The organism is Mesobacillus subterraneus (genome assembly GCF_020524355.2).
GTDB lineage: Bacteria > Bacillota > Bacilli > Bacillales > Cytobacillaceae > Mesobacillus > Mesobacillus subterraneus_C.
Map to the genome: position 1 here is coordinate 988,356 of NZ_CP129019.1, position 23,780 is coordinate 1,012,135.

The 23,780-nt window shown below is 41.6% G+C and carries 27 protein-coding genes; 21 read left to right on the forward strand and 6 right to left on the reverse strand.

The window, feature by feature from the left end; translation table 11 throughout:
• Positions 1 to 21: 21 nt before the first annotated feature.
• The gene (gene pssA, locus LC048_RS04860) at positions 22 to 561 is read right to left on the reverse strand and encodes a CDP-diacylglycerol--serine O-phosphatidyltransferase (protein ID WP_226606983.1); all 540 of its coding nucleotides are present in this window, start codon (positions 559 to 561) and stop codon (positions 22 to 24) included.
• Between the two features lie 380 nt (positions 562 to 941).
• On the opposite strand from pssA, the gene LC048_RS04865 reads away from it, so the two are divergent.
• Positions 942 to 1,730: a phosphatidylserine decarboxylase gene (locus LC048_RS04865; protein WP_226606985.1), complete on the forward strand. Its 789-nt coding sequence runs from the start codon at positions 942 to 944 to the stop codon at positions 1,728 to 1,730.
• Between the two features lie 62 nt (positions 1,731 to 1,792).
• On the opposite strand, the gene LC048_RS04870 is transcribed toward LC048_RS04865, so the two are convergent.
• The gene (locus LC048_RS04870) at positions 1,793 to 1,933 is read right to left on the reverse strand and encodes a sporulation histidine kinase inhibitor Sda (RefSeq protein ID WP_226606987.1); all 141 of its coding nucleotides are present in this window, start codon (positions 1,931 to 1,933) and stop codon (positions 1,793 to 1,795) included.
• Positions 1,934 to 2,358: 425 nt separating this feature from the next.
• Here LC048_RS04870 and LC048_RS04875 point away from each other — a divergent pair, with 425 nt between their 5' ends.
• The 8 genes from LC048_RS04875 to LC048_RS04910 are packed head-to-tail and all read left to right on the forward strand — an operon-like array spanning position 2,359 to position 7,401.
• Positions 2,359 to 2,874, forward strand: coding sequence for a YqeG family HAD IIIA-type phosphatase (locus LC048_RS04875; protein WP_306049582.1), 516 nt, complete (start codon positions 2,359 to 2,361; stop codon positions 2,872 to 2,874).
• Positions 2,875 to 2,877: 3 nt separating this feature from the next.
• The gene (gene yqeH, locus LC048_RS04880) at positions 2,878 to 3,981 is read left to right on the forward strand and encodes a ribosome biogenesis GTPase YqeH (RefSeq protein WP_226606992.1); all 1,104 of its coding nucleotides are present in this window, start codon (positions 2,878 to 2,880) and stop codon (positions 3,979 to 3,981) included.
• A gap of 44 nt (positions 3,982 to 4,025) precedes the next feature.
• Entirely contained in the window at positions 4,026 to 4,856 is an 831-nt protein-coding gene (gene aroE / locus LC048_RS04885; RefSeq protein ID WP_226606994.1) for a shikimate dehydrogenase, read from the forward strand.
• Positions 4,857 to 4,859: 3 nt separating this feature from the next.
• Complete coding sequence (yhbY, locus tag LC048_RS04890) at positions 4,860 to 5,153, forward strand: ribosome assembly RNA-binding protein YhbY (protein ID WP_226606997.1); 294 nt, start codon at positions 4,860 to 4,862, stop codon at positions 5,151 to 5,153.
• An 18-nt stretch (positions 5,154 to 5,171) separates the two neighbouring features.
• Positions 5,172 to 5,741, forward strand: coding sequence for a nicotinate-nucleotide adenylyltransferase (locus tag LC048_RS04895; protein WP_226606999.1), 570 nt, complete (start codon positions 5,172 to 5,174; stop codon positions 5,739 to 5,741).
• Entirely contained in the window at positions 5,731 to 6,297 is a 567-nt protein-coding gene (gene yqeK / locus LC048_RS04900) for a bis(5'-nucleosyl)-tetraphosphatase (symmetrical) YqeK (RefSeq protein ID WP_226607001.1), read from the forward strand. Before LC048_RS04895 ends, yqeK begins: the two co-directional genes overlap by 11 nt.
• Positions 6,298 to 6,301: 4 nt before the next feature.
• Positions 6,302 to 6,655, forward strand: coding sequence for a ribosome silencing factor (gene rsfS, locus LC048_RS04905; RefSeq protein ID WP_226607004.1), 354 nt, complete (start codon positions 6,302 to 6,304; stop codon positions 6,653 to 6,655).
• On the forward strand, positions 6,655 to 7,401 hold the full coding sequence (locus LC048_RS04910; protein ID WP_226607007.1) for a class I SAM-dependent DNA methyltransferase: 747 nt from the start codon (positions 6,655 to 6,657) through the stop codon (positions 7,399 to 7,401). Before rsfS ends, LC048_RS04910 begins: the two co-directional genes overlap by 1 nt.
• 91 nt (positions 7,402 to 7,492) lie before the next feature.
• Here LC048_RS04910 and comER read toward each other — a convergent pair whose 3' ends face one another.
• Positions 7,493 to 8,314, reverse strand: coding sequence for a late competence protein ComER (gene comER, locus LC048_RS04915; protein ID WP_226607009.1), 822 nt, complete (start codon positions 8,312 to 8,314; stop codon positions 7,493 to 7,495).
• A gap of 88 nt (positions 8,315 to 8,402) precedes the next feature.
• Between comER and LC048_RS04920 the strand changes: the two genes are divergently transcribed.
• The 4 genes from LC048_RS04920 (at position 8,403) to LC048_RS04935 (ending at position 11,898) form a co-directional block, all read left to right on the forward strand.
• Positions 8,403 to 8,912 (forward strand): SLBB domain-containing protein, encoded by a 510-nt coding sequence (locus LC048_RS04920; RefSeq protein WP_306049587.1) that lies wholly within the window; start codon positions 8,403 to 8,405, stop codon positions 8,910 to 8,912.
• A 31-nt stretch (positions 8,913 to 8,943) separates the two neighbouring features.
• Positions 8,944 to 9,021 carry a ComEA family DNA-binding protein gene (locus tag LC048_RS04925; RefSeq protein ID WP_306050442.1) on the forward strand — a complete coding sequence of 26 codons (78 nt, stop codon included), beginning with the start codon at positions 8,944 to 8,946 and terminating at the stop codon, positions 9,019 to 9,021.
• Positions 9,022 to 9,127: 106 nt separating this feature from the next.
• A complete protein-coding gene (locus LC048_RS04930) occupies positions 9,128 to 9,541 on the forward strand; it encodes a deoxycytidylate deaminase (RefSeq protein ID WP_226607012.1) in 414 nt (137 codons plus the stop codon).
• 20 nt (positions 9,542 to 9,561) lie between these two features.
• The gene (locus tag LC048_RS04935) at positions 9,562 to 11,898 is read left to right on the forward strand and encodes a DNA internalization-related competence protein ComEC/Rec2 (RefSeq protein WP_306049589.1); all 2,337 of its coding nucleotides are present in this window, start codon (positions 9,562 to 9,564) and stop codon (positions 11,896 to 11,898) included.
• 106 nt (positions 11,899 to 12,004) lie between these two features.
• Here LC048_RS04935 and LC048_RS04940 read toward each other — a convergent pair whose 3' ends face one another.
• On the reverse strand, positions 12,005 to 12,139 hold the full coding sequence (locus tag LC048_RS04940; RefSeq protein ID WP_226607016.1) for a YqzM family protein: 135 nt from the start codon (positions 12,137 to 12,139) through the stop codon (positions 12,005 to 12,007).
• Between the two features lie 353 nt (positions 12,140 to 12,492).
• Between LC048_RS04940 and holA the strand changes: the two genes are divergently transcribed.
• The gene (gene holA / locus LC048_RS04945; RefSeq protein ID WP_226607017.1) at positions 12,493 to 13,515 is read left to right on the forward strand and encodes a DNA polymerase III subunit delta; all 1,023 of its coding nucleotides are present in this window, start codon (positions 12,493 to 12,495) and stop codon (positions 13,513 to 13,515) included.
• 67 nt (positions 13,516 to 13,582) lie between these two features.
• Here holA and rpsT read toward each other — a convergent pair whose 3' ends face one another.
• Entirely contained in the window at positions 13,583 to 13,843 is a 261-nt protein-coding gene (gene rpsT / locus LC048_RS04950) for a 30S ribosomal protein S20 (RefSeq protein ID WP_035209610.1), read from the reverse strand.
• A 225-nt stretch (positions 13,844 to 14,068) separates the two neighbouring features.
• Here rpsT and gpr point away from each other — a divergent pair, with 225 nt between their 5' ends.
• From gpr to LC048_RS04965, 3 genes are all read left to right on the forward strand, one after another.
• The gene (gene gpr, locus LC048_RS04955; RefSeq protein WP_226607020.1) at positions 14,069 to 15,193 is read left to right on the forward strand and encodes a GPR endopeptidase; all 1,125 of its coding nucleotides are present in this window, start codon (positions 14,069 to 14,071) and stop codon (positions 15,191 to 15,193) included.
• A gap of 108 nt (positions 15,194 to 15,301) precedes the next feature.
• On the forward strand, positions 15,302 to 16,510 hold the full coding sequence (gene spoIIP / locus LC048_RS04960) for a stage II sporulation protein P (RefSeq protein ID WP_306049592.1): 1,209 nt from the start codon (positions 15,302 to 15,304) through the stop codon (positions 16,508 to 16,510).
• A gap of 21 nt (positions 16,511 to 16,531) precedes the next feature.
• Positions 16,532 to 16,864 (forward strand): YqxA family protein, encoded by a 333-nt coding sequence (locus LC048_RS04965; protein WP_226607025.1) that lies wholly within the window; start codon positions 16,532 to 16,534, stop codon positions 16,862 to 16,864.
• Between the two features lie 799 nt (positions 16,865 to 17,663).
• On the opposite strand, the gene LC048_RS04970 is transcribed toward LC048_RS04965, so the two are convergent.
• Positions 17,664 to 18,569, reverse strand: a complete 906-nt coding sequence (locus LC048_RS04970; protein ID WP_226607027.1) for a nuclease-related domain-containing protein — start codon at positions 18,567 to 18,569, stop codon at positions 17,664 to 17,666.
• 189 nt (positions 18,570 to 18,758) lie between these two features.
• Between LC048_RS04970 and lepA the strand changes: the two genes are divergently transcribed.
• The 4 genes from lepA (at position 18,759) to grpE (ending at position 23,704) form a co-directional block, all read left to right on the forward strand.
• On the forward strand, positions 18,759 to 20,594 hold the full coding sequence (gene lepA / locus LC048_RS04975; RefSeq protein WP_226607029.1) for a translation elongation factor 4: 1,836 nt from the start codon (positions 18,759 to 18,761) through the stop codon (positions 20,592 to 20,594).
• Positions 20,595 to 20,725: 131 nt separating this feature from the next.
• On the forward strand, positions 20,726 to 21,859 hold the full coding sequence (gene hemW, locus LC048_RS04980) for a radical SAM family heme chaperone HemW (RefSeq protein ID WP_306049594.1): 1,134 nt from the start codon (positions 20,726 to 20,728) through the stop codon (positions 21,857 to 21,859).
• 76 nt (positions 21,860 to 21,935) lie between these two features.
• On the forward strand, positions 21,936 to 22,967 hold the full coding sequence (gene hrcA, locus LC048_RS04985; RefSeq protein ID WP_226607091.1) for a heat-inducible transcriptional repressor HrcA: 1,032 nt from the start codon (positions 21,936 to 21,938) through the stop codon (positions 22,965 to 22,967).
• Positions 22,968 to 23,128: 161 nt separating this feature from the next.
• A complete protein-coding gene (gene grpE, locus LC048_RS04990) occupies positions 23,129 to 23,704 on the forward strand; it encodes a nucleotide exchange factor GrpE (RefSeq protein ID WP_226607033.1) in 576 nt (191 codons plus the stop codon).
• Positions 23,705 to 23,780 lie beyond the last annotated feature (76 nt).

Consider the following 23,780-nt stretch of genomic DNA (forward strand, 5'->3'; position numbering starts at 1 on the left):
CCCAGCCATGAAGCTGGGTTTTTACATTTTTCTCAGCTTGAAGGGACTGATCATCAACAGGCTGAGAGCCATCATAATGAATAGGAATGTCTGAGGCGGAAGGTGAGGAATAGCCAAGAAGCTAAGCGTTGCCAGCACGCCTGCTGCAGTAATCGGCATTCCTGTGAAATACCCTGTATTCTCTGTAATATTGAATCGTGCAAGGCGGAAGGCCCCGCAGCCAATATAGAATACGATGAAGAATGCTCCAGGAGCGCCAAAATCGGATAAAATTCCCTGATAGATTAATAATGCAGGTGCAACTCCAAATAATATAATATCACTCATGGAATCCAGCTGCTTTCCAAGTTCTGACTCAATATGAAGTTTTCTGGCTACCATGCCGTCAAATCGGTCAGCAAGGGCAGCAATGAAAATCAAAAGGAGGCTTAAGTTCAGATTTCCGTGGATGGCAACGATAATCGCGAATCCACCTAAACTAAGATTCGCCAATGTCAGAAGATTGGCTGTCTGGGATTTTACTTTCTTGACTGTTGAGTCCACTACATCATGCAGAAACATATCATTTCACTCCTCATAATCAGAGGCTCTTTTCTCAAACCTTGTTGATATTGAATACAAAATAAGATTTAATAACCTTTTTTCTTTCAACACTTGACTCTTTCTAATGAGAAAAGAGCATACACACTTAATATCGACCAGCAATACGGCTTTATATAACGTTAAAATCTGCTTTAGATTTTAACAACTACCCTTACGAAAATAGCCTAATCAGAAAAGGGAACTAGCACATTGGGTTATTATATAATAATATATAATTCTAAGCTGATTATGCTATTTCGTAAAGATTTCTTTTAGTAGTTTTTGAAATTTTAGATTAATCATCGCGAAATAAAAATTAAGCTATGCAAACACTTGAATAATAATCGGAGGGAAGAGCATTGTTCCAATCTATATATCGAATGCTTATAGAATTGACAAATGGGAAGTGGACTTCTGCCATTTTGCATAAATTCGCAAAATCAAATAGCAGCAGAAGAATTGTTCCTTCATTTGCTAAAACGTATAACATCAACCAGGAGGAAATGGAGAAGCCAATCGGGGAGTATGAAAACCTTCATCAATTTTTCATCAGGAACCTAAAAGATGGCGCAAGGAAAATAGATGAGGATCCTTTGTCAGTGGTTAGTCCAGTAGATTCAGTAATCGAAGAGGTTGGACAAATCGAGGCTGATAAAACAATACTGGTAAAGGGAAAGGTTTATTCTATTTCTGAGATGCTTGGAAGTGATGAAGCCATGGTCAGGTACGACCAGGGTACTTATATGATCTTTTACCTGAGTCCAAGCCATTACCATCAAATCCACAGCCCGGTAACTGGAAAGGTAACCAATCAATGGACTTTGGGAGGAAAGTCATACCCTGTAAATAAAATGGGATTGAAATATGGGAACTACCCGTTGTCAAAAAACTACCGGAAGATTACTGAAATCAGGCATAATGCTGGCATGACAGCTGTTATTAAAGTAGGGGCTATGTTTGTTAATTCGATTGAAACAACACATGATGGATCGAAGCTGCAGAAAGGTGACCAAATGGCATACTTCACCTTCGGTTCGACTGTGGTATTGCTGTTCGAAAAAGGTACGATTAACCTGATGCCTGAAATAGCTCCTCCACATCATATTAAGTATGGAGAAAAAATCGGGACGCTTATTGGACAAGGCTGAAGACTGAAGGGCACAGGTTTATGAAGCTCTTGGTGCAAAAAAAAAGCCCTTTTAGGGGGCTGTCAGGATGTAGCTTTAATTCGGTTAGATAATGAACGCCGGTGGATTTCCGTTTCAATCAAACGAATAAACTCATAGCTTAAATTCAACTCTCTTGCTTTAAAATAAGACTCGACCAACAGCTCGTCCGACAGTTTACGCATTCCAGTCATTCACCCCCAAAAGGATCTTCTAAAACAGATGCTAATTGCATATAATTGTAAGTTATTTCGTTCTATCCTTACTCTAGCAGAATGAATCACGGAGAACAACTGTTCTAATTATCCACAATTGGCAGTGGATAACCTGTGATTAATTTGTTTATAAATGGGAAATTATTAATAAAATCAATGTGTGTTATGTGAATAAGGTTATCCACAGGATTGGAAATCGTTGGATTTTGTCGAAAAGTTTTTTGGATTATTTTAAAAAAAGTTGAAGCTAAGCGAATAAATGTTGTTTTTGTCGACCGTTATCGTGTATATTTCATTATTTCCTGGCCATTTAAATGTTTGTTTTGAATACGAGGATAAAATTGGGTATGATGTTAACGGTATGATAGGAATTTAATTAATGAGGTGTAATGAAATTGCTAAAGCATTTTTTGCCGGATCAGCATGTGAAAAGTATATTTGAAATCACCCCCGAAAGCCTAAAGGACAAAGGTGTGAAGGGCATCATAACAGATCTTGATAACACACTCGTTGAGTGGGACCGGCTGCTTGCGACGCCAAAGCTGATCGAGTGGTTTGATAATATGAGGAAAAACGAAATACTAGTAACCATTGTTTCTAATAATAATGAGAAGAGGGTTAAATCCTTTTCGGATCCCCTTCATATACCTTTTATATTTCAAGCCAGAAAACCGATGAGCCGTGCCTTCCATAAAGCTGTAAAACAAATGGGGCTCCGGAAGGAAGAGACGGTCGTGATTGGTGACCAGCTGTTGACTGATGTCCTAGGAGGCAACAGGGGCGGCTTCCATACGATCCTCGTCGTTCCAGTTGCCCAGACGGATGGGTTTGTTACTAGATTCAACAGGAGAGTAGAAAGAAGAATTTTGAATTGGTTCAGGAAACATGGAAAGATGAATTGGGAGGACTAAGATTTGAGTGAGCAATTTAACTGTACAGGCTGTGGTGTAAAAATCCAGACGGAAAATCCAGAGGAATTAGGGTATGCTCCCGCCTCTTCATTAGAAAAAGAAGTTGTGGTATGCCAGAGGTGCTTCCGTTTAAAAAACTATAATGAGATTCAGGATGTCAGCCTGACGGATGACGACTTCTTAAAAATTTTAAATGAACTTAGCAACAAGGATGCCCTGATTGTTAAGATTGTTGATATATTTGACTTCAATGGCAGCTGGCTGCCAGGGATTCAGCGTTTTGCGGGAAAGAATCCAGTATTATTGATTGGCAATAAAGCGGATCTTGTTCCTAAATCGGTCAAGCAGCGAAAGCTGATCGACTGGATGAAGAAGGAATCCAGGGATTTGGGACTGAATCCAATTGATGTATCCCTAGTCAGTGCTGCGAAAGGATTAAATATCCGGGAAGCAGCTGCGGCAATTGATGAATATCGCAATGGCAAGGACGTTTATATTGTAGGCTGTACAAATGTAGGGAAATCCACTTTTATCAATAGAATTATCAAGGAAGTGACAGGGGAAGGCGATGTGATCACTACCTCTCACTTTCCTGGAACTACACTTGATATGATAGAAATACCGCTTGAGGACGGTAAAGCGATTGTTGATACACCAGGGATCATCAACCATCATCAGATGGCCCACTATGTGGATAAGCGTGATTTGAAATTCATCACCCCTAAAAAAGAAATCAAGCCTAAGGTGTATCAATTAAACGAAGAACAGACGCTGTTTTTCGGCGGGCTGGCTCGTTTCGATTATATATCAGGTGGAAGAAGGTCTTTTTCATGCTATGTGCCGAATGAAATCAACATTCATCGAACAAAGCTTGATAATGCGGATGAACTGTATAAGAATCATGCAGGTGAGCTTCTGACACCTCCGCGGCGTGAGCAGATGGATGAATTCCCTGAATTGGTCCGACATGAGTTCACAATTAAGGAAGCCAAAACCGATGTTGTGTTTTCAGGACTCGGCTGGGTAACGGTCAATGAGGCGGGAGCAAAAATCGCGGCGCATGTTCCTAAAGGCGTTCATGTTATGCTGAGAAGGTCACTTATTTAGAATTCGTTGTTTGGCAGATATAAAGAGAAAGGGTGGGAGGCGGAATGAAAAAATTGTTCGGCGTTATCGGAGAACCTATCGCACATTCGATGTCTCCTGCCATGCACAATGATTTATTTGATTTTTATGGAATAGATGCAGTTTATTTGCCTTTCCGTGTGAGTAGAGGGGATCTTGCGGATGCCGTGAAAGGCTTGAAAGCGCTGGGTGTAAGTGGATTTAATGTAACCATTCCGCATAAAACGGATATCATCGCTCACCTGGATAAAGTCGATCCGTTGGCAAGGGCAATAGGAGCGGTCAACACAGTCAAAAATGAAAATGGCCTACTGGTAGGCTATAATACTGATGGTCCTGGTTTTGTTAAAGGGCTTGAATATATGGCTGCTGATCTTGGTTCAAGATCAGCTTTGATTATTGGTGCAGGTGGTGCTTCAAGAGCCATTTACTTTTCGATGGCACAGGCTGGGATCGAGCGAATTGACTTGTATAATCGCACTCCTGAAAAAGCTGAAGAGCTTGTAAACTCGTGTCCTTTCAAAGTGAAATCAAAGGTTTTAGGCCGGGAAGAGGCTGTAAAGTTACTTGCAGAATATCAGCTGATCATACAGACAACTTCCATTGGTATGGTGCCAGACACAGAAAGTTTGCCGCTTTCTCCTGAAAACATAAGCCAAAATACGATAGTTAGTGATATAATTTATAATCCATTGCAAACAAAGTTTTTAAAAGAAGCTTCGAGGATGGGAGCTGCAGTCCAGAATGGATTAGGTATGTTTGTGTTCCAGGGAGCGCTTGCTTTTGAGATATGGACAGGGATTTTTCCTGATGTTGATAGAATGGAAATGAATGTTTTAAGAAATTTAGGAGGCTAACATATGTTAACAGGTAAGCAGAAACGTTTTTTAAGATCGAAAGCCCATCATCTTTCTCCGATTTTTCAAGTGGGAAAAGGTGGGGTAAATGAAAATATGATCAAGCAAATCGCAGATGTGCTGGAGGCTAGAGAGTTGATTAAGGTCAGCATTCTGCAGAACTGTGATGAAGATAGGGATACTGTGGCTGACCAGCTGTCTCGCGGTGCAAAAGCAGAGCTAGTTCAGGTTATCGGTAATACGATTGTGTTATATAAAGAGTCCCGTGAAAATAAGCAAATCGTTCTTCCAAGATAAATACTGGGAGGTGCCTGTTTGAAAAAAGTTGGCATTTTAGGCGGAACCTTCAACCCGCCGCATACCGGACATTTAGTTATTGCGAATGAAGTGCTTCATGCTTTTGGGCTGGATGAGATTTGGTTCATGCCAAATCAGGTGCCGCCGCACAAAACAGTAGATGAGCCCATCAGCCAATCAGACAGGCTGGCTATGCTCGAGCTTGCTATTGCTGATAACGAGCAATTCAGGATTGAGAAAGCAGAGCTCGAGAGAAGCGGTCCATCTTATACGTATGAAACGATGAAAATATTAAAAGATATGTATAAAGAAACCGATTTCCACTTTATCATTGGTGGTGATATGGTTGAATATCTGCCGAAATGGCATAAAATAGATGAATTATTGAAAATGGTCAAGTTTGTGGGTGTCAGCAGGCCATCATACAGTACTGATTCACCTTATGATATTCTTTATGCAGAGACACCGCAAATGGACATCTCTTCAAGTATGATAAGAGACAGAGTGAGGGACAGTCGGAGCATACGCTATCTGCTTCCCGATCCTGTTAGGGTTTATATAGAGGAGCATGGTTTATATGGAGCGTGAACAGGCACTTCAGGTCGTGAAGCCACAATTAACTGAACACCGCTATCAGCATACTATTGGCGTGATGGAGACAGCCGTCAAGCTGGCCGGGAAATATGGGGCAGATATTAAAAAAGCGGAACTGGCTGCTATTTTTCATGATTATGCTAAATTCCGCCCGAAGGAAGAAATGAGAGAAATCATTGAGGAACAAAAAATGCCTGCAATCCTGCTCGAGTTTAACAGCGAGCTCTGGCATGCGCCAGTCGGGGCGTTCCTTGCCGAAAAGGAAGCGGGAATCGAGGATAGGGAAATTCTTGATGCAATCCGTTACCACACTTCAGGAAGGATCGGCATGACACTTCTTGATAAAGTCATCTATCTGGCTGATTATATTGAGCCAGGCCGCCATTTTCCAGGAGTTGATGAAGTCAGGGAACTGGCAGAGTATGATTTGGACAAAGCATTGATTCAATCAATGAAAAATACAATTCAATTTTTGATGAAGAAAAACCAGCCGGTCTTTCCAGATACATTTAATGCATACAACAGCATCGTACAAAATTCAGGAGGTTGACTTAATGAGTGAGCGCGAATTATTAATGACAGCGGTAAAAGCAGCAGACGATAAAAGAGCAGAGGATATTATGGTACTGAACATGAAAGGCATCTCATTGATTGCCGATTACTTTGTCATCTGCCACGGGAATTCTGATAAGCAGGTTCAGGCTATTGCTCGTGAAATCAGGGAAAAAGCAGAAGAGCAGGGACATAATCTTAAGAGGATGGAAGGTTTTGACGAAGCAAGATGGGTGCTGATCGATATCGGTGATGTCGTTGTCCATGTCTTCCACAAAGAAGAGCGAAGCTACTATAACCTTGAGCGCCTATGGGGAGATGCTCCAATCGAAAACGTACAAAGTGAGCTAAATTAATGTCTTACGAAAGGTTCGCTTATTTGTATGATGAGCTCATGCAGGATGTTCCCTATGATAACTGGGTTTCGATTGTAGAGGCATACAAAGAGAAATATCAAGTGAACGGAATGAAGCTCCTCGACCTTGCATGTGGGACAGGGGAGCTATCTGTAAGATTTGCTCAAAAAGGCTTTGATGTGACTGGCGCGGATTTATCAACAGATATGCTCTCAGTAGCCCAGTCGAAAGCTCAGGCGCTATCGTTGCCAATCCAATTTTTTCAGCAGGACATGACCGAGCTTGATGATTTAGGTGAATTCGATATCGTTGGCATCTTCTGTGATTCCTTGAATTACTTGGAGGATGAACAGGCAGTCCGCCTGGCATTCCAGGGAGTGTCCCGCCTATTGAAAAAAGGGGGCTTATTCCTGTTTGATGTCCATTCTGTCTATAAAATGGATCATATTTTCTCTGACGCAACATTTACTTGGGATGATGATGAAATCACTTATATTTGGAATAGCTTCAAGGGGGAAGGCGTTCACAGTGTTGAACATGAGCTTACATTTTTCGTTCTCGATGGAGAATCAGGAAAGTATGACCGAGTCGATGAATTGCATTACCAGCGTACATATCCCGAACAATCCTATGTAAAATGGTTAGAGCAGGAAGGCTTTGCAAATATTGAGGTAACCGGGGACTACACCTTGAATCCCCCAGTGCCAAAAGCTGAGCGATTGTTTTTTGCTATGATAAAGAAGTGAATAAGAAAGGCTCCCGATTCCTCGGGAGCCTTTCTTGTACTAAATTTGTCACATTTATAAAGAAGGATTAAGAAGACCGATAGGGAAATCTTTAAGGACGGAATTGTTCTTCGGTTTTTTCAACTTCCTTGGCGAATTTATTATGTGTGGCCTGAAACAATTTTTCAAACATATCTCCTGTTTCACTTTCAAGAACCTTGATTCCTTCTCCTGTTATACCGCCTTTAACACAAACCTTTTCCTGTAAAGTTTGTAGTGTATAATGATTTTGGCTCAATAATTCTCCTAGACCAATTAGCATTTCACTTGAAAGTTTGGTGGCAGTTTCAGGGTCAATTTCCGTTGCTTTGACAGCTCCGTTGATAAAGCTCTGGACAAGGTGACTGAAGAAAGCTGGACCGCAGCTGACAATATCTGATGCCACCCTTGTGATATTCTCCTCGATCTCCAGTGGAACAGATACCTTTTTAAAGAGGGTAAACAGTGCCTCCCTCCATTCCGTAGTGCATCGAGTTCCAAACGAGAAGAGTGATACCCCTGCAAGCGCTCTGTTTGTAATGCTAGGAATGATCCTCATGACAGAACAATTCACTTTGCTTTCGATTTGCCCTGCACTAATAGGACTTGTTATCGAAATTACACATTTATCCCTTGTGAGCACAGGATTGATGGCCTCGAGGACTCCCAAAACATGATGGGGCTTCACGCATACGAAAATAGCATCCGCGTTTTCAGCGACTTCTGCTGCACTTTTTCCAACTGATAAGCCTGGATATATTTTTTGAATCTCTAAAGCTTTTGATAATGTCCTATTTGTAATCATCATTGAAGAAGGGGAAACGGCATTCCCATCAATGAGAGCTTCGGCGAGAATTCTCCCCATATTCCCTGTGCCTATAATCCCTATTTTCATAACCCTTCCCTCCTTCGTACATTTATTCTCCTATATCCATATGATTTCAAGTTTTAGTTTATGACATTTAGAAAGGTGTTGACACTTTGTGGACTGGATCAGAGAAAATAAAATTTATGTTATTGCAGGAATAACGGCTGTATTATTTTTTCTTTATTCATCGTTCGGTCATAAAGATGATTTGACCGAAATGAATGAAGGAACTTTAGCTAAGGTTGCAGATGTCGAAACATACAGTGATGAAAAAGAAGAAACGAAAGTTGATGAAGTGGTATTGGTCATGATGGCTGACATCAAGGGCGCAGTCGTAAACCCTGGCGTTTACGAAATAAATGAGGGTGGAAGGGTGGTTGACCTAATTGAACTGGCGGGAGGGCTTAAGGAGGACGCCGATACGGCTGCCATTAATTTTGCGTTATATGTTCAGGATGAAATGGCCATATACGTACCGCATATCGGCGAGGAAGTTAATGCTGTCCTTCCTGTACAGGCCGGGGAGACAGCAGGGAAGGGGACGGTGAACCTGAACTCTGCCGGGTCCAGTGAGCTGCAGACATTGCCAGGGATAGGGGCCTGCAAAAGCAGAGGCCATTATTGAATACCGCGAAAAGAACGGTCCGTATAAATCAATCGAAGATTTAAAAGAAATCAGCGGAATTGGTGATAAAACTTTCGAAAAATTAAAAGACTTGATTTCTGTAAAATAGCTGCATTGAAATTGACTCTTTGATGATAAGTATTAAAATTAGAGACATGGCAAGGGTTTATTTAAAATACCTGTACATTTTTGAGCTATTAAAGGGGGATTACAGCATGGATCGAAAGAGTTGGGATGAATACTTTCTGGATATCGCTGAAGAAGTTGGCACACGTTCTACCTGTCCAAGGCTGCATGTAGGCTGTGTCATTGTAAAGGACAAGCACATTGTATCAACCGGTTACAACGGGTCAATACATGGTCATGACCACTGTGAGGATGTCGGCTGCCTGATAAACGAGCAGGGAAGATGTATCAGAACCTTGCATGCAGAGGAGAATGCAGTCCTCCATGCCGACAGAGGGCTTCTGAAAGGGGCAACAGCCTTTGTAACCCACGAGCCTTGTGAAAAATGCTCCAAGACACTCGCGCAGTCAGGGATTACAAGAATCGTATACCTCAGTGCCTATCCTAACAAATACAATGAACTTTTCTTAAGGGATGTTGAGGTTGTGCACTTATCTAAATAACTAATTAAGGAAAAGAGAATATGTTGCAAAATCGACTTAAAGGGCAGCTGTTTTACCTGGCAGCTGTCTCCTTACTCGGTCTTTTGACCATAACCGAAAATAAGTTCATATACGGGGGAATGTTCTTCCTTACCCTGATTTTGTTAAAAAAACGGAAGAAATTCCCCGCTTCCACTCTCGTACTTATGGCGGCTTGTTACCTCATTTTTATGATTGCTGGTGTTTCAGATTCACGTTCTGAATCCGTCTTTACAGGCAATGAAAAAAATTTCCTGATCTTATTCTACGATGAAATCCAACTGGACGGTGACTTGCTGTTTGCTCATGGAAAAGCATTGCCTACTAACGAAGAACTGCTTGTTAAATACAGAATCAAATCAAATACCGAAAAACAAGTTATTCAAACGCTTCTCACTCCTGGAATGGCTTGTGCAGCGTCCGGGGCCCTCAATCGTCCATCTCCTGCCAGAAATCCCAATGCATTCGATTACAAAGATTATCTTCAACGGAACGATATTTTCTGGAGCTTTGATGTCGACAAACTGTCTGTGGAAACATGTTATCAACAATCCGAGGGGATTTTATCTGCATTAAAAGCCTTCAGGCATAACGAAATTGCCAGGATCAAAGACACTTTTCCAGAGGAAACCTCAGCACTTGCTGCAGCACTTATATTTGGAGATAGAAAACTCTTTAATCCGGAAACAGAACGATCTTATCAGAAAATAGGAATTGTCCATTTGCTGGCAATATCTGACCTTCATGTAGGGTTGCTTACAGGTATGATATATTTTCTTTGTATAAGGATGGGAGTGACGAAGGAAAAAACCGAAATCTTGCTAATGGCCTACCTGCCTGTTTACGCAGTAATCACTGGGTTATCTCCTCCAGTTGTCAGAGCTGCAGCGATGCTTGTCATATTGATTGGCTCAAGGCGTATATCGCTCCGCCTGACGCCGCTTGACGCAGTTTCAGCAGCCTTTATGCTAATGGCACTGATCCAGCCGAGTATCATATTTGATACAGGGTTCCAACTTTCATTTTCGGTCAGCTTCTCCCTGGTCATTTCAGCACCGGTTATACTTAAAAGTTTTACTTCGTTTGTAAACCAGACTGCTGCAGCCTCTTTTATAGCCCAGCTCTCAAGCCTCCCTGTCATCCTTACTACTTTCTATGAAGTCTCTGCAATTTCGATTTTCGCAAATCTCTTGTTCGTACCGCTTTTCTCTTTTGTATTGCTCCCCCTTTTGTTGATTTCCTATGTGGTTTTGATTCTTATGGGAGCATTACCTTCCATCTATTTGTCCCTTCTCGAGTACCTCGTACACCATGTAAACCTTTCCGCCATGAAACTTTCTGAGCTTCCAATTTCGACAATCATTATTGGTAAGCTTGAGCCATTTTTGCTGATCGTACAGGTCATTTTGATTCCACTATTTTTATTCAGGTGGGAGGGATTTATTTTTAAAAAGGTAAAACCTCCTCTATCACTTTTTACCTTGCCGTTACTTCCTCTATTACTGCAAATACTACTGCCCTATTTAAGTCCTTATGGGCAAATCACCTTCCTGGATGTCGGGCAGGGTGACAGCATCTTCATCAGGCTGCCGTATAATCAGGGCAATTATCTTATTGATACAGGAGGTGTCATGCGTTTCGAAAAAGAAAAATGGCAGCAGAGAGGCACTCCTTATGATCCCGGGATGAGAATCGTCGTTCCGTTTTTAAAAAGTGAAGGGATCAGGACAGTGGATAAATTGATCTTGACTCATGGGGACGCGGATCATATAGGGGGAGCTGCTGCTTTGTTGGAGGAAATACGCGTAAAACAGCTGATAGTCCCGCGTGTCGAAGAGAGGTCAGTATTGGAGCAAGAGATCATGGACAGTGCTTATGAGAAGGGAGCAGACGTTTATGCAGCTGGTATAGGCACTGGGTGGGAAGCGGCTGGAGGAGACTTTTTAATTCTAAATCCTAGTGAAAATGTTGGGGAGCGAAACGATCAGTCGATTGTGCTGCTCGCAGCTATTGGCGGAAAAAAGTGGCTTTTTACAGGTGACCTGGGTCTCGAAGGAGAAAATTCTATGGCTAGGAAGATAAAGGACATTGACATAGATGTTTTAAAAATAGGACATCATGGCAGCAAATACTCAAGTTCAGAACTTTTCCTGGAAAGAACAAACGCAGATTATGCAGTCATTTCTGTAGGTAAAAATAACCGGTATGGCTATCCCGGCGAAGATGTCATCAAAAGGTTAGAAGAACGTGGAATGCAGATTTTCAGGACGGATGAACAGGGCGCAATCAGTTACAAGTTTAAAGACAAATCAGGAACGTTTACGAAACAACTCCCATAGTATAAAGCAAGAACGATTAGTTCTCTCCCCTGAAAATCACAAGAACATGAGAAGAGACTGCATTTTTTCAAATGCAGTCTCCAAAGTTTATCCTATGTAGCCGTGATTAATTCCCGATTAACTGCACGACTGTAGCAATAATGAACATTGTTGCAAAGAATCCAAAAGAAACGATGAATCCAACACCTGAGTCAACAGCGTCATTGCGATTGCTTTGGACATTTTCTTCGAATTGATTCACAGTCAATCCCCCCTAATAATTCTATAATAGTATAAGCGATTCAAATTAAAAAATCCAGTGTTCTCTGCGCAGCGATGTAAATGAAAAGTCAAACAGAGTTTGCTGCCCCTTTCCTATATGTGTGTCAATGTACCAAGAGTTGTCACAAATACTTTTCCCGTCTGCGGCTAAAATAATCTTACCATGATGCACCGCTGAGATATAAGTATCCTAGGCCTTACATCTCAGCGTTCAATATAAATAGGGGAATTGGTCCGGATAGAAGGCCAATTCCCTTAGAATGCTTGTCAAAATGTCCAAGCTTCTTTACGATAGATATATGGCGAAACTGGATTGAACGGAGCGGAAAAAAAGTGGTATTGGACATTTGGAAAAAAATAAGCAAAAAACAGGTGGATCCTGTCTATTTAATGTATGGAACCGAAGCTTTTTTAATAAATGAGACAAAACAGCTTCTTGTGGACAATGTTTTGGACGATGAAGAGAAAGATTTCAATTATTCGGTATACGATTTAGAAGAAACACCAATTGAGGCAGCTCTGGAAGATGCTGAAACTTTTCCATTCATGGGAGAGAAACGATTGGTCATTCTCCAAAATCCTGTATTTTTGACATCGGAAAAGTCAAAAGCTAAGGTAGAGCATAACTTAGCGAAACTGGAGGAATATCTTTCACAGCCTGCACCATACTCGATCGTTGTTTTTTCTGCTCCATACGAGAAACTGGACGAAAGAAAGAAAGTGACTAAGGAGTTAAAGCGAAAAGCTACGGTCATCGAAGCCAAGAAGCTGAGTGAACCGGAAACTAAAGCCTGGGTAAAAGAACGCGCTCAAGCCAATGGAGCTGTGATAGATCAAGATGCAATTGAGCTTCTCTTGACGCTTGCAGGGACGAATTTGTTCATGTTGACGTCTGAAATAGATAAACTGGCACTTTATGCGGGAGAAAACGAGCCAATCAGCAGGGAAATTGTCGACCGACTGACTGCAAGATCGTTGGAACAGAATATTTTCTCTCTGGTCGACAAGGTTGTCCACCGTAATGTTGAGTCAGCCTTAAGGATTTATTATGATTTATTAAAACAAAATGAAGAACCGATTAAAATTCTTGCTGTGATAACGGGGCAATTCAGGCTGATTTACCAGGTGAAGGAGCTTGCCCGCGAAGGCTATGGCCAGCAGCAGATTGCCGGTACTTTGAAAGTCCATCCATTCAGGGTAAAATTGGCAGCAGGGCAGGCAGGAGCATTTTCTGATGAGGAATTGACGAGGATCATGAAACTTCTAGCTGATGCTGATTATCAAATGAAAACTGGCGGCATGAAAAAAGAAATGTTGATTGAAATGATATTATTCCAGATTAATGGCAGGAAATGATTTTTCATGTACAAATAAAAAAACGACCCAAGAAGGTCGTTTTTTTATTTGCATTTAGCATTTAAAATTAGCCATTAGCGTTTAATTTTTTCATTAAACGAGCTTTTTTGCGGGAAGCTGCGTTTTTGTGGATAAGACCTTTAGCTGCTGCTTTGTCAAGCTTGCTAGCTGCTTCAGCGAAAGAAACTTTTGCTTCAGTATCATTGTTCACGATTGCTGCTTCTGCTTTTTTAACTGCTGTACGCATAGAAGATTTCACAGTAATGTTTTGAGCTTTGCTCGCTTCACTAGTTTTTACGCGTTTGATTGCAGATTTAATGTTTGGCATTCCGTTCACCTCCTAAAAAAGCATCGAGATTTTATGGAACTCGATATTTCCAGTACATTTCTTATTTATTAAGAACAAATGATATTTTATCAAACAGGGGTTAATAATGCAATACTCTGCTCTAATTTAAGTCTAGTGTATCGTGAATGTTTTTTTATGTAAAAGGAAAAGATAGGCAATAGTATGCTGTATTGCAGCCAAACTGTATTTGGGAGGAATGCGACAATGAAGGAACCAGTAGACTTGAGCATGTATTCAATCAGGACTGACCTGGCTGTGGAAGCGAGGGAGATGGTGCTGGCAGACCAGCAAGCTACCGTACATACCCAGGAGAATCTCTCCCATATTGAAGGCGTGATTATAAAAGAAAAAGAAGAAAATGATATAAAGATTTCTCTAGTAGAGGTCACCGCGGAGGGTGAAAAGAGCCTTGGCAAAAAACAGGGGCATTATTTGACAATCGAAGTGGTCGGCATTCGCCAGCAGGATACCGAACTGCAGGGGAAAGTCGAAAAATTATTCGCCAATGAATTTGCCAATTTTATAAAGCAATCTGGCATCAAGGAAGATGCATCCTGCCTTATTGTTGGTCTGGGGAACTGGAATGTTACACCCGATGCTTTAGGGCCGCTTGTATGTGAAAATTTACTTGTTACCAAGCATCTGTTCGATCTCCAGCCTGAGAATGTTGAAGAAGGTTACCGTTCTGTCAGCGCGCTTTCACCTGGAGTCATGGGGCTAACGGGGATAGAGACTTCTGATATTATTTTTGGCGTCGTGGAGAAAACGAAGCCTGACTTTGTCATTGCAATTGATGCACTCGCTTCTCGGTCCATAGAAAGAGTCAATTCGACGATCCAGATTTCAGATACAGGCATCCATCCTGGATCAGGCGTAGGGAATAAAAGGAAGGAAATTAGCAAAGAAACTTTAGGTATTCCAGTGATAGCGATTGGAGTTCCAACAGTAGTCGATGCGGTTTCAATTACAAGTGATACGATCGATTTCATTTTGAAGCATTTTGGCAAGGAAATGAGAGAAGGCGATAAGCCTTCGAGGTCACTTGTGCCGGCGGGCATGAGTTTTGGCAAAAGAAAGAAGCTGACAGAAGAAGATCTCCCTGAAGCTGAACATCGCCAAACCTTCCTTGGAATGATCGGAACACTTGAAGATGAAGAAAAGAGGAAGCTTATTTATGAGGTTCTATCTCCTTTAGGACACAACCTTATGGTCACTCCTAAAGAAGTGGATGTGTTCATCGAAGATATGGCTAACCTGATTGCCAGCGGTCTTAATTCAGCGCTGCATACTAAGGTGGACCAGGATAATACAGGCATGTATACACATTAAAATAAATTCTATTAGATTTATTTAAAATTCGTTACGGAAAGATTTGAAGTTCTATCTTCTCTAGCAAAGTCATAACATTTACTAGACTTGCATTAGAGAGGTGGAACAATGAGATTTAATAAACGATCTGGAATAATTGTAGCCGTCCAAGGGACTCAAGTAGTAAAAGCCGCATTAGCATTTGTGTTCTTTCTCATTGGGATTTTTTCCATAAGCGGAGCAATGACTTCGCTAAAGCCTGAATACAGGATCACCTCGGATTCCGTTAATCAGGCAGCAAACAATCTGAATGGCCAACTGCTTTTCAGTTTAATGGGTTGGGAAAACCATCAATTCCTCCAGGCGCTCCCGGATGAATATGAGACACCGAAGCTCACAAATATCATGTTCAAGCTTACTACCAATATCAATCTGGATGATCCACGGAGCTTGCTTGGCAGGGAACTACCGGGTTTCTCGCTTTTTGACGGGAAGATACTAGTCGCAGGTGAAGGAACAAATTATACGAACATGCCAATGGAATCCGCTCCTCCTGTCGATGTATTGAAAGCAGAGCAGGAAGCGGCGCTGCAAAACACGGAAGGTTTAGATACGGGGAATCCTGAAGATACGGAAGCACCTCCGCTATCCACTGGAGACCGAAAAGCTGTTTATGTTTATTTTACACACACAAGAGAATCCTATCTTCCTTATCTTAAGGGAGTGACCGACCCGAATAAAGCCTATCACTCACAGGTGAATGTCACGAAGATAGGCGACCAGCTGAAGTCAAGTCTGGAGCAGCGCGGAATCGGAACAACGGTAGATAAGACGGACGTTATGGCTACCAATCTCAACAAGAAAGGGCTTGGATTTGGAAAAGCCTATCAGGAATCACGGCCGGTTGTGGAAGCGGCGATGGCTGGAGACCGGAATCTTCAATACTTTATTGATATCCACCGGGATGGGTATCGAAAAGACAAAACGACGATCCAAATCAACGGTAAGCCATACGCAAAACTGGCATTTGTTATCGGAGGGGAAAATGCCAATTATGAAAAAAACCTTGCTCTCGCACGAGAACTGCACAATCTACTCGATAAAAAGTACGGCAAGGGATTAAGCAGGGGCGTCATCGAGAAAAAGGGAGCCTCGACGAATGGCAAATTCAATCAAGACTTGTCCGGCAATGCACTGCTAATAGAGTTTGGCGGCGTGGACAACACATTCGAAGAATTGAACAGGTCCGCCGATGCTCTGGCAGATGTGTTCAGTGAATTCTACTGGCAGGCGGAAAAAGTAGATGCCCCAGCGCAGGAATCTTCTGATAACCAATAAAAAATCAATTAGGTGATTGAGATGAAAATGTTTATGCTTAAAAGCTTAATGCTTGCTTCTTTAATGTTCATATCCGTATTGTTCGGCATGCAGCAGGCAAATGAAGGCATCCATAAAATGAAAGGGTACGAAGATCCTGAATTCAAAAGTGCGTTCAGCATCGACGAAAAGGGAAACGGCAGCTTTGAAACCGCCATTTTAGGGAATGAGATTTCAAGCCACGATTTGGAACAAAAGCGGGAAAAACTTGAAGAAATGAAAGCATTTAACCTCTTTTCATCATTAGGTAAAAATCTGGCAGAAGGAGTCTCGCTGGTTGTGGAAAAAACAGTAGATTTAATTACAGGGAAGTGAGTAGAGCAGCGGGCTTAAGCCCGCTGTTTTTGTATTATAGGGCTGTTAAGTACATATGACACACCTATATAGCCGATTAGCCGCTCGATTAAGCAGGATTTCGGGAAAAAGAGGTTGACGATGGAGCTGGTTGTTATTGTTAAAATCCAAATGTTGGTAAAAAAGGTCGCCAATATAGCTGGTTAGCACGCTTAAAATCCAGATGATGGTAAAACGAGTTGTCAATTGAGTTGATTGGCATCACAAAAATCCAATTTATGGTTAAAATGATCACCAATACAGGTGATTGATGCATTCATAATCCATATACTGGTAAAATGAATCACCAATACAGGTGATTGGTGCATTCATAATCCATATACTGGTAAAATGAGTCACCAATGGAGTTGATTAGAACACACAAAATCCAGATGTTAGTAAAAAGAGTTGCCAATAGAGCTAATTGGTTTTATGAAAATCCATCTTATGGAAAAACGAACCACCAATACTGGTGAATGGCACGTTGATAAAGCTGCTGGTAAAATGAGTTGCCAATAGAGCTGCTTGGTATTGTGAAAATCCATTTTATGGTAAATATAATCACTAATATAAGTGATCGGCAGGCATACAATCAAATATTGTTAAAATTATTCACCAATGGAGTTGATTGGCACTCTGGAAAATCAGATGCTGGTAAAAAAGGTCGCCAATGAAGTAATTAGTAATTAGCATTAGGCTAATAAGAACGCTACTAAAGCTGAATGGTCTACAGTAAAAAAAAGATCACCAATGACTACTCATTGGTGATCGAAAGGAAAAATTAATTATAATACGACCATTGGCCATAACCTGACATGATAAAGTTTTCCTTCAATAGTTGCTGGATTTTTAATTTCGGAAATATTTCACCGCACCATTCATAGATAGTATTTGTAGAGATCTTTTTAGTTGGATATAAAATTTGAAGCTCCTCGATACTTCGTAATAATACTTCTTTTGTATTTTCATGCTTTCCGCATTTCTTACAAGTTAGTATAACCCCGCTGTATTCCTCCATAACCGTTCCGCACGAATGGCAAAACACTCCTTTTCGCAGCTGGGAATATTCAAATGCTGGTATTTTAGTGAATGGAGATTTCGTCAAATGAGAGGATAGTAGTTTTTCTGACAGTCTGGAATGTTGGCTATTTAAAGTAGACTTTTGGTTATTCATTTTGTGGATAAAACGGTTGAGGTTGGTCGGGAGGATGATTCGCCTGTTGAGAGGAGCCTGGTACAAAGTGAAATCCGGATTGACAAAAACGAGATAGGCTTCTATGGGGACTTTAAATCCAATACTATTAAAAAATTGTCTTAATAGAGATTCGTTCCTTTCAAGCTGAAGGAGTGGATTCTTAACTTCTTTTCCTTTAATTGTCTTGAATTGATCGCCATCAAAATAATACTCTCCTTCAAAGTATTTCACTTCAAATAAGTAGGTGAGAATCTGAGAAATCATCAGTGAATCAATTTGAAAATGTGAATGATTCTGTTCAAACAGCAGGTCATTAAGGATGTATGATTGAATGAATATTTGTCGCAGATACCCATCAAACATCACCTCGCCTTCAAATCCTTTTTTGAGATTAAAATAATATTGTTTCTCTTTCTCTGTTAAATCCATCCGCCTGTTCAATACCTTGAATACTCTTAATTCTTCCGATTCATAACGATCCTTTTTAAACATAATGCACATCCTTTCTAACTTCATTTTACATAATGAGTTCTTAATTTTCTGTGAACAATTTAAGGACACATTCCAGCTCGGCTAGCTGGCCCAAACGTGACACTTCCTCCATTATTTATTGAATCTTGATATTCCTGCTGATATAATCAACAATAGTGTACATGCGCGAGTATAGTAGGAGTGAACGCAATGAGCAGAGAAGATAGACTTAATAGACAAAGTAAAATACGAAATTTTTCGATTATCGCCCATATTGACCATGGTAAGTCGACGCTGGCTGACCGTATCCTTGAAAAGACGAATGCATTGACTGCGCGGGAAATGAAGGATCAGCTTCTGGATTCGATGGATCTAGAGCGTGAGCGCGGAATAACAATAAAACTGAATTCAGTGCAATTGAAGTACAAGGCGAAGGATGGAGAAATCTACACCTTCCACCTGATCGATACTCCTGGACACGTAGACTTTACATACGAGGTTTCCCGAAGTCTGGCAGCATGTGAGGGAGCGGTTCTTGTTGTCGATGCGGCACAAGGGATCGAGGCACAGACATTGGCGAACGTATACCTTGCGATCGACAATGACCTGGAGATCGTGCCAGTCATCAACAAAATCGATTTGCCAAGTGCGGATCCTGAGCGAGTAAGGAATGAAATTGAAGATGTGATCGGGCTTGATGCTACTGATGCTGTTCTTGCTTCTGCTAAAGCGGGAATTGGAATAGAAGAAATCCTGGAACAAATCGTCGAGAAAGTTCCGGCTCCACAAGGAGACCCTGAAGCTCCTTTAAAAGCATTGATTTTTGACTCTTTGTACGACGCATACCGCGGCGTAGTCGCTTATATCCGTGTTGTCGATGGCACCGTAAAAGTTGGCGATAAAGTCAGAATGATGGCAACAGGCAAAGAATTTGAAGTAACGGAAGTTGGAGTATTTACTCCAAAGGCAACTCCCGCAGCTGAATTGACTGTCGGAGATGTAGGTTTCCTGACTGCGGCAATTAAGAACGTCGGCGACACACGTGTTGGTGATACGATCACAAACGCGAAAAATGGAGCTGCCGAAGCACTTCCTGGATACCGTCGTTTGAACCCGATGGTATATTGCGGTCTGTATCCAATTGACTCAGCGAAATTCAACGACCTTAGGGAAGCTCTTGAAAAATTAGAGCTTAACGATTCAGCGCTTCAATTCGAGCCTGAAACTTCACAGGCGTTAGGCTTCGGTTTCCGATGTGGATTCCTCGGACTTCTTCATATGGAAATCATTCAAGAGCGAATCGAACGTGAATTCAAGATTGATTTGATTACGACAGCGCCAAGTGTAATCTATGATGTAATCATGACTGATGGTACTGAATTGAAGGTAGACAACCCATCAAACATGCCTGACCCTCAGAAGATTGACCGTGTTGAAGAGCCTTATGTAAAAGCAACAATGATGGCACCGAATGAATATGTTGGAGCAATCATGGAGCTTTGCCAGGAAAAACGCGGTATCTTTATCGATATGCAATATATGGACGAAACGCGCGTCAGCATCGTGTATGAAATCCCGCTCTCTGAAATCGTTTATGATTTCTTTGATCAGCTAAAATCAAGCACGAAAGGCTATGCGTCATTCGATTATGAACTGATAGGATACAAGCCTTCAAAGCTAGTGAAGATGGACATTCTTTTGAACGCTGAAAAAGTTGATGCTTTGAGTTTCATCGTCCATAATGATTTTGCTTACGAGCGCGGAAAGATTATTGTAGATAAGCTTAAGGACCTGATTCCACGTCAGCAGTTCGAGGTGCCAATCCAGGCAGCAATCGGACAGAAAATTGTTGCCCGTTCGACAATCAAGGCGATGCGTAAAAACGTACTGGCGAAGTGTTACGGTGGGGATATCTCCCGTAAACGTAAGCTCCTTGAGAAGCAAAAAGAAGGTAAAAAGCGCATGAAGCAAGTTGGTTCTGTAGAAGTTCCGCAAGAAGCCTTCATGGCAGTCCTAAAAATGGACGACAACAATACGAAGAAGTAAAATAGCAGGGGAGGCTGGATGTGCTTGGTAAAGCAAGCGATTCTGGACTCTTTTTTCAATAAATTCATCGTCTCAATAGAAAAATGGATCTAAATCCTGGCCTGAAAAGCCACATTAGGAAGTGAACAAAAATGAAAGCAGCATACATCCATATTCCTTTCTGCCACCATATTTGCCATTACTGTGATTTCAATAAGGTATTCATGAAGGGGCAGCCAGTTGATGAATACCTGGCGGCACTAGAAAAGGAAATGAGCCTGTCGGTAAACAAGCAAGTAATGGAAACCGTGTTTGTCGGTGGCGGCACACCTACAGCCTTAAATGAAAAACAATTGGATAAGCTTGTTTCCGCGATCAACAGACAGCTTTATATAGACTCCAATACGGAATATTCCTTCGAAGCCAACCCGGGGGATTTGTCAAAAGAAAAGCTGGCAATCCTGAAGAATGCCGGTGTCAATCGGCTTAGTTTTGGAGTACAGACTTTCAATGATGAACTTTTGGAAAAAATTGACCGCAGCCATCGGGCTAAGGATGTGTTTGAATCAATTGAAAATGCAAAAACAGCAGGTTTTGATAATATCAGCATTGACTTGATTTATAGCCTTCCAGGGCAGACAAAGCAGGATTTCAAAGAATCAATCCAAACAGCCCTTGGACTAGGGCTGGTTCATTATTCAGGATATTCATTAATCATTGAACCGAAAACAGTGTTCTACAACTTAATGCAAAAAGGTAAGCTCCCGCTCCCAGGTGAGGATGCAGAAGCAGAAATGTATGAAACACTAATGGAGCAAATGGAAAGCGGGGGGCTGAGGCAATATGAGATCAGCAATTTCTCCGTCCCAGGATTCGAAAGCAGACACAACATTACCTATTGGAACAACGAAGAGTATTACGGGTTCGGTGCCGGGGCTCATGGATATGTCGGTGGAACCAGGCAGTCAAATTTCGGACCATTAAAAAAATATATGGAGCCATTATCTAAAGGTGAACTTCCAATCATGGATGCGCATAAAGTGACTCTTGAGGAAAAAATGGAAGAAGAAATGTTCCTCGGACTACGGAAGACAGAAGGTGTATCGATTCGACAATTCGAGGAAAAATTCGGGCGGAATCCGCTGAATTTATTTGCAGGTCAAATAAAGGAATGGTCAGAGAGAGGCCTTCTGAAAAGTGATGGAGAAAAAATCTCACTAACAAGGCAGGGACGCCTGCTCGGCAATGAAGTCTTTCAATCATTCATTGGGGTATCAAATCATTGACATCCTCAGCGTTTATTGATAAATTATTTTTAGAATTAGCACTCGTTCTTATAGAGTGCTAACAGAGGTGATGATGTTGTTAACAGATCGTCAGGTGCTTATTTTGCAGGTGATTGTTGATGACTTTATTCGTTCAGCTCAACCGATAGGTTCCAGGAGCTTGTCGAAAAAGGAAGAAATTAATTTCAGTTCGGCGACTATTCGAAATGAAATGGCGGATTTGGAGGATTTGGGGTTCATTGAAAAAACCCATACATCCTCTGGAAGGATACCATCGGAGAAGGGATATCGTTTTTATGTCGATAATCTTTTGCTGCCTCAAAAAGTCAATCATTCAGATATGGCGACGGTTAAATCGATTTTTGCCGAGCGGATATACGAGCTGGAAAAAATCGTTCAGAAGTCAGCAAAAATCCTGTCTGAAATGACAAATTATACTTCAATTGTCTTAGGTCCGGCTGTTAAGGACAACAGATTGAAGAAGCTTCAGATCGTTCCGCTGACAAAGGACACAGCGATCGCCATCATCGTGACGGACACTGGACATGTTGAGAACAGGATGTTCAATTTCCCTACAAGTGTCGATCCTTCTGATGTTGAGAAAATGGTCAACATCCTGAACGAACGCCTGGCAGGAGTCCCGCTAACAAGCCTTAACTCTAAGATTTACAAGGAGATAGCCATGCTGTTACGCCAGCATATAAGCAGCTATGATACTCTCCTGCATTCGATTGCGGATACACTCAATCTGCCTTCACATGAAAAAGTGTTTTTCGGCGGCAAGACCAATATCCTAAGCCAGCCAGAATTCAATGATGTTGAGAAAATCCGGAGCCTTATGAACATGATTGAACATGAGGACGGCTTATATCAGCTGCTCAAACAAAATCCGGCAGGGATTAACGTCAGGATTGGCACGGAAAATGATAATTCTGCGATGGAAAATTGCAGCCTCATAACAGCGACCTATGCAATAGGCGAAGAGAAATTGGGGACAATCGCGGTGTTAGGTCCGACTCGTATGGAGTATTCACGTGTGATCAGCTTGCTGCAATTGATCAGCACAGATTTATCCAAGGTGTTGACTGACCTGTATCAAAATAAATAGGCATGGAAATATTGATTAAGGGTGGAGCAGCCCGTTCCATCCTGAATCGTCATGTGTTTTCTACTGAAGCATATTTGCTTCGTTGAAATATAAATCAAACCAGATATTCTGGAACAGTGTGGCAATACAATGCCGCGAAACTTTGAGGGAGGTGAGTTAACGTGACAGAAGAGAGAAATACTGAGCAAGAATTGAACAGCCAGATGGAAGAGGAAACGGTTGAGGAAGTTTTTGCTGAAAATGAAGCTTCTGAAAATACTGAAGAGATGCCAGCTCAAGATCTAATGGAGCAAAAAGTGGCTGAACTAGAAGGGAAGCTTGAGGAAGCCGACAACCGTTACTTGCGCCTTCAGGCTGATTTTGACAACTTCCGCCGCCGTTCAAGGATTGAACTTGAAGCGAGCGCTAAATATAGAGCTCAAAGCATTATTTCCGATCTGCTGCCAGCAATCGACAACTTCGAGCGGGCTTTGAAGATGGATGTGGATAATGAACAGGCTAAATCCCTTAAACAGGGAGTGGAAATGGTTTACCGCAGCTTGCTTGATGCCCTTAAAAATGAAGGCGTAGAAGAAATCGAAGGTGTTGGCAAGGAATTTGACCCGCATCTTCATCAGGCTGTCATGCAGGCTGAAGATGAGAATTTCGGTCATAACATTGTTGTTGAAGAGTTCCAAAAAGGCTACATGCTAAAAGACCGCATCATTCGTCCAGCTATGGTGAAGGTGAACCAATAACAGTTGTATCTGGGCTCTTTTCGAGGAGACATCCGAATAGATTGGATGTGTGCTTGAGAAAGCAACGAAGTTTACG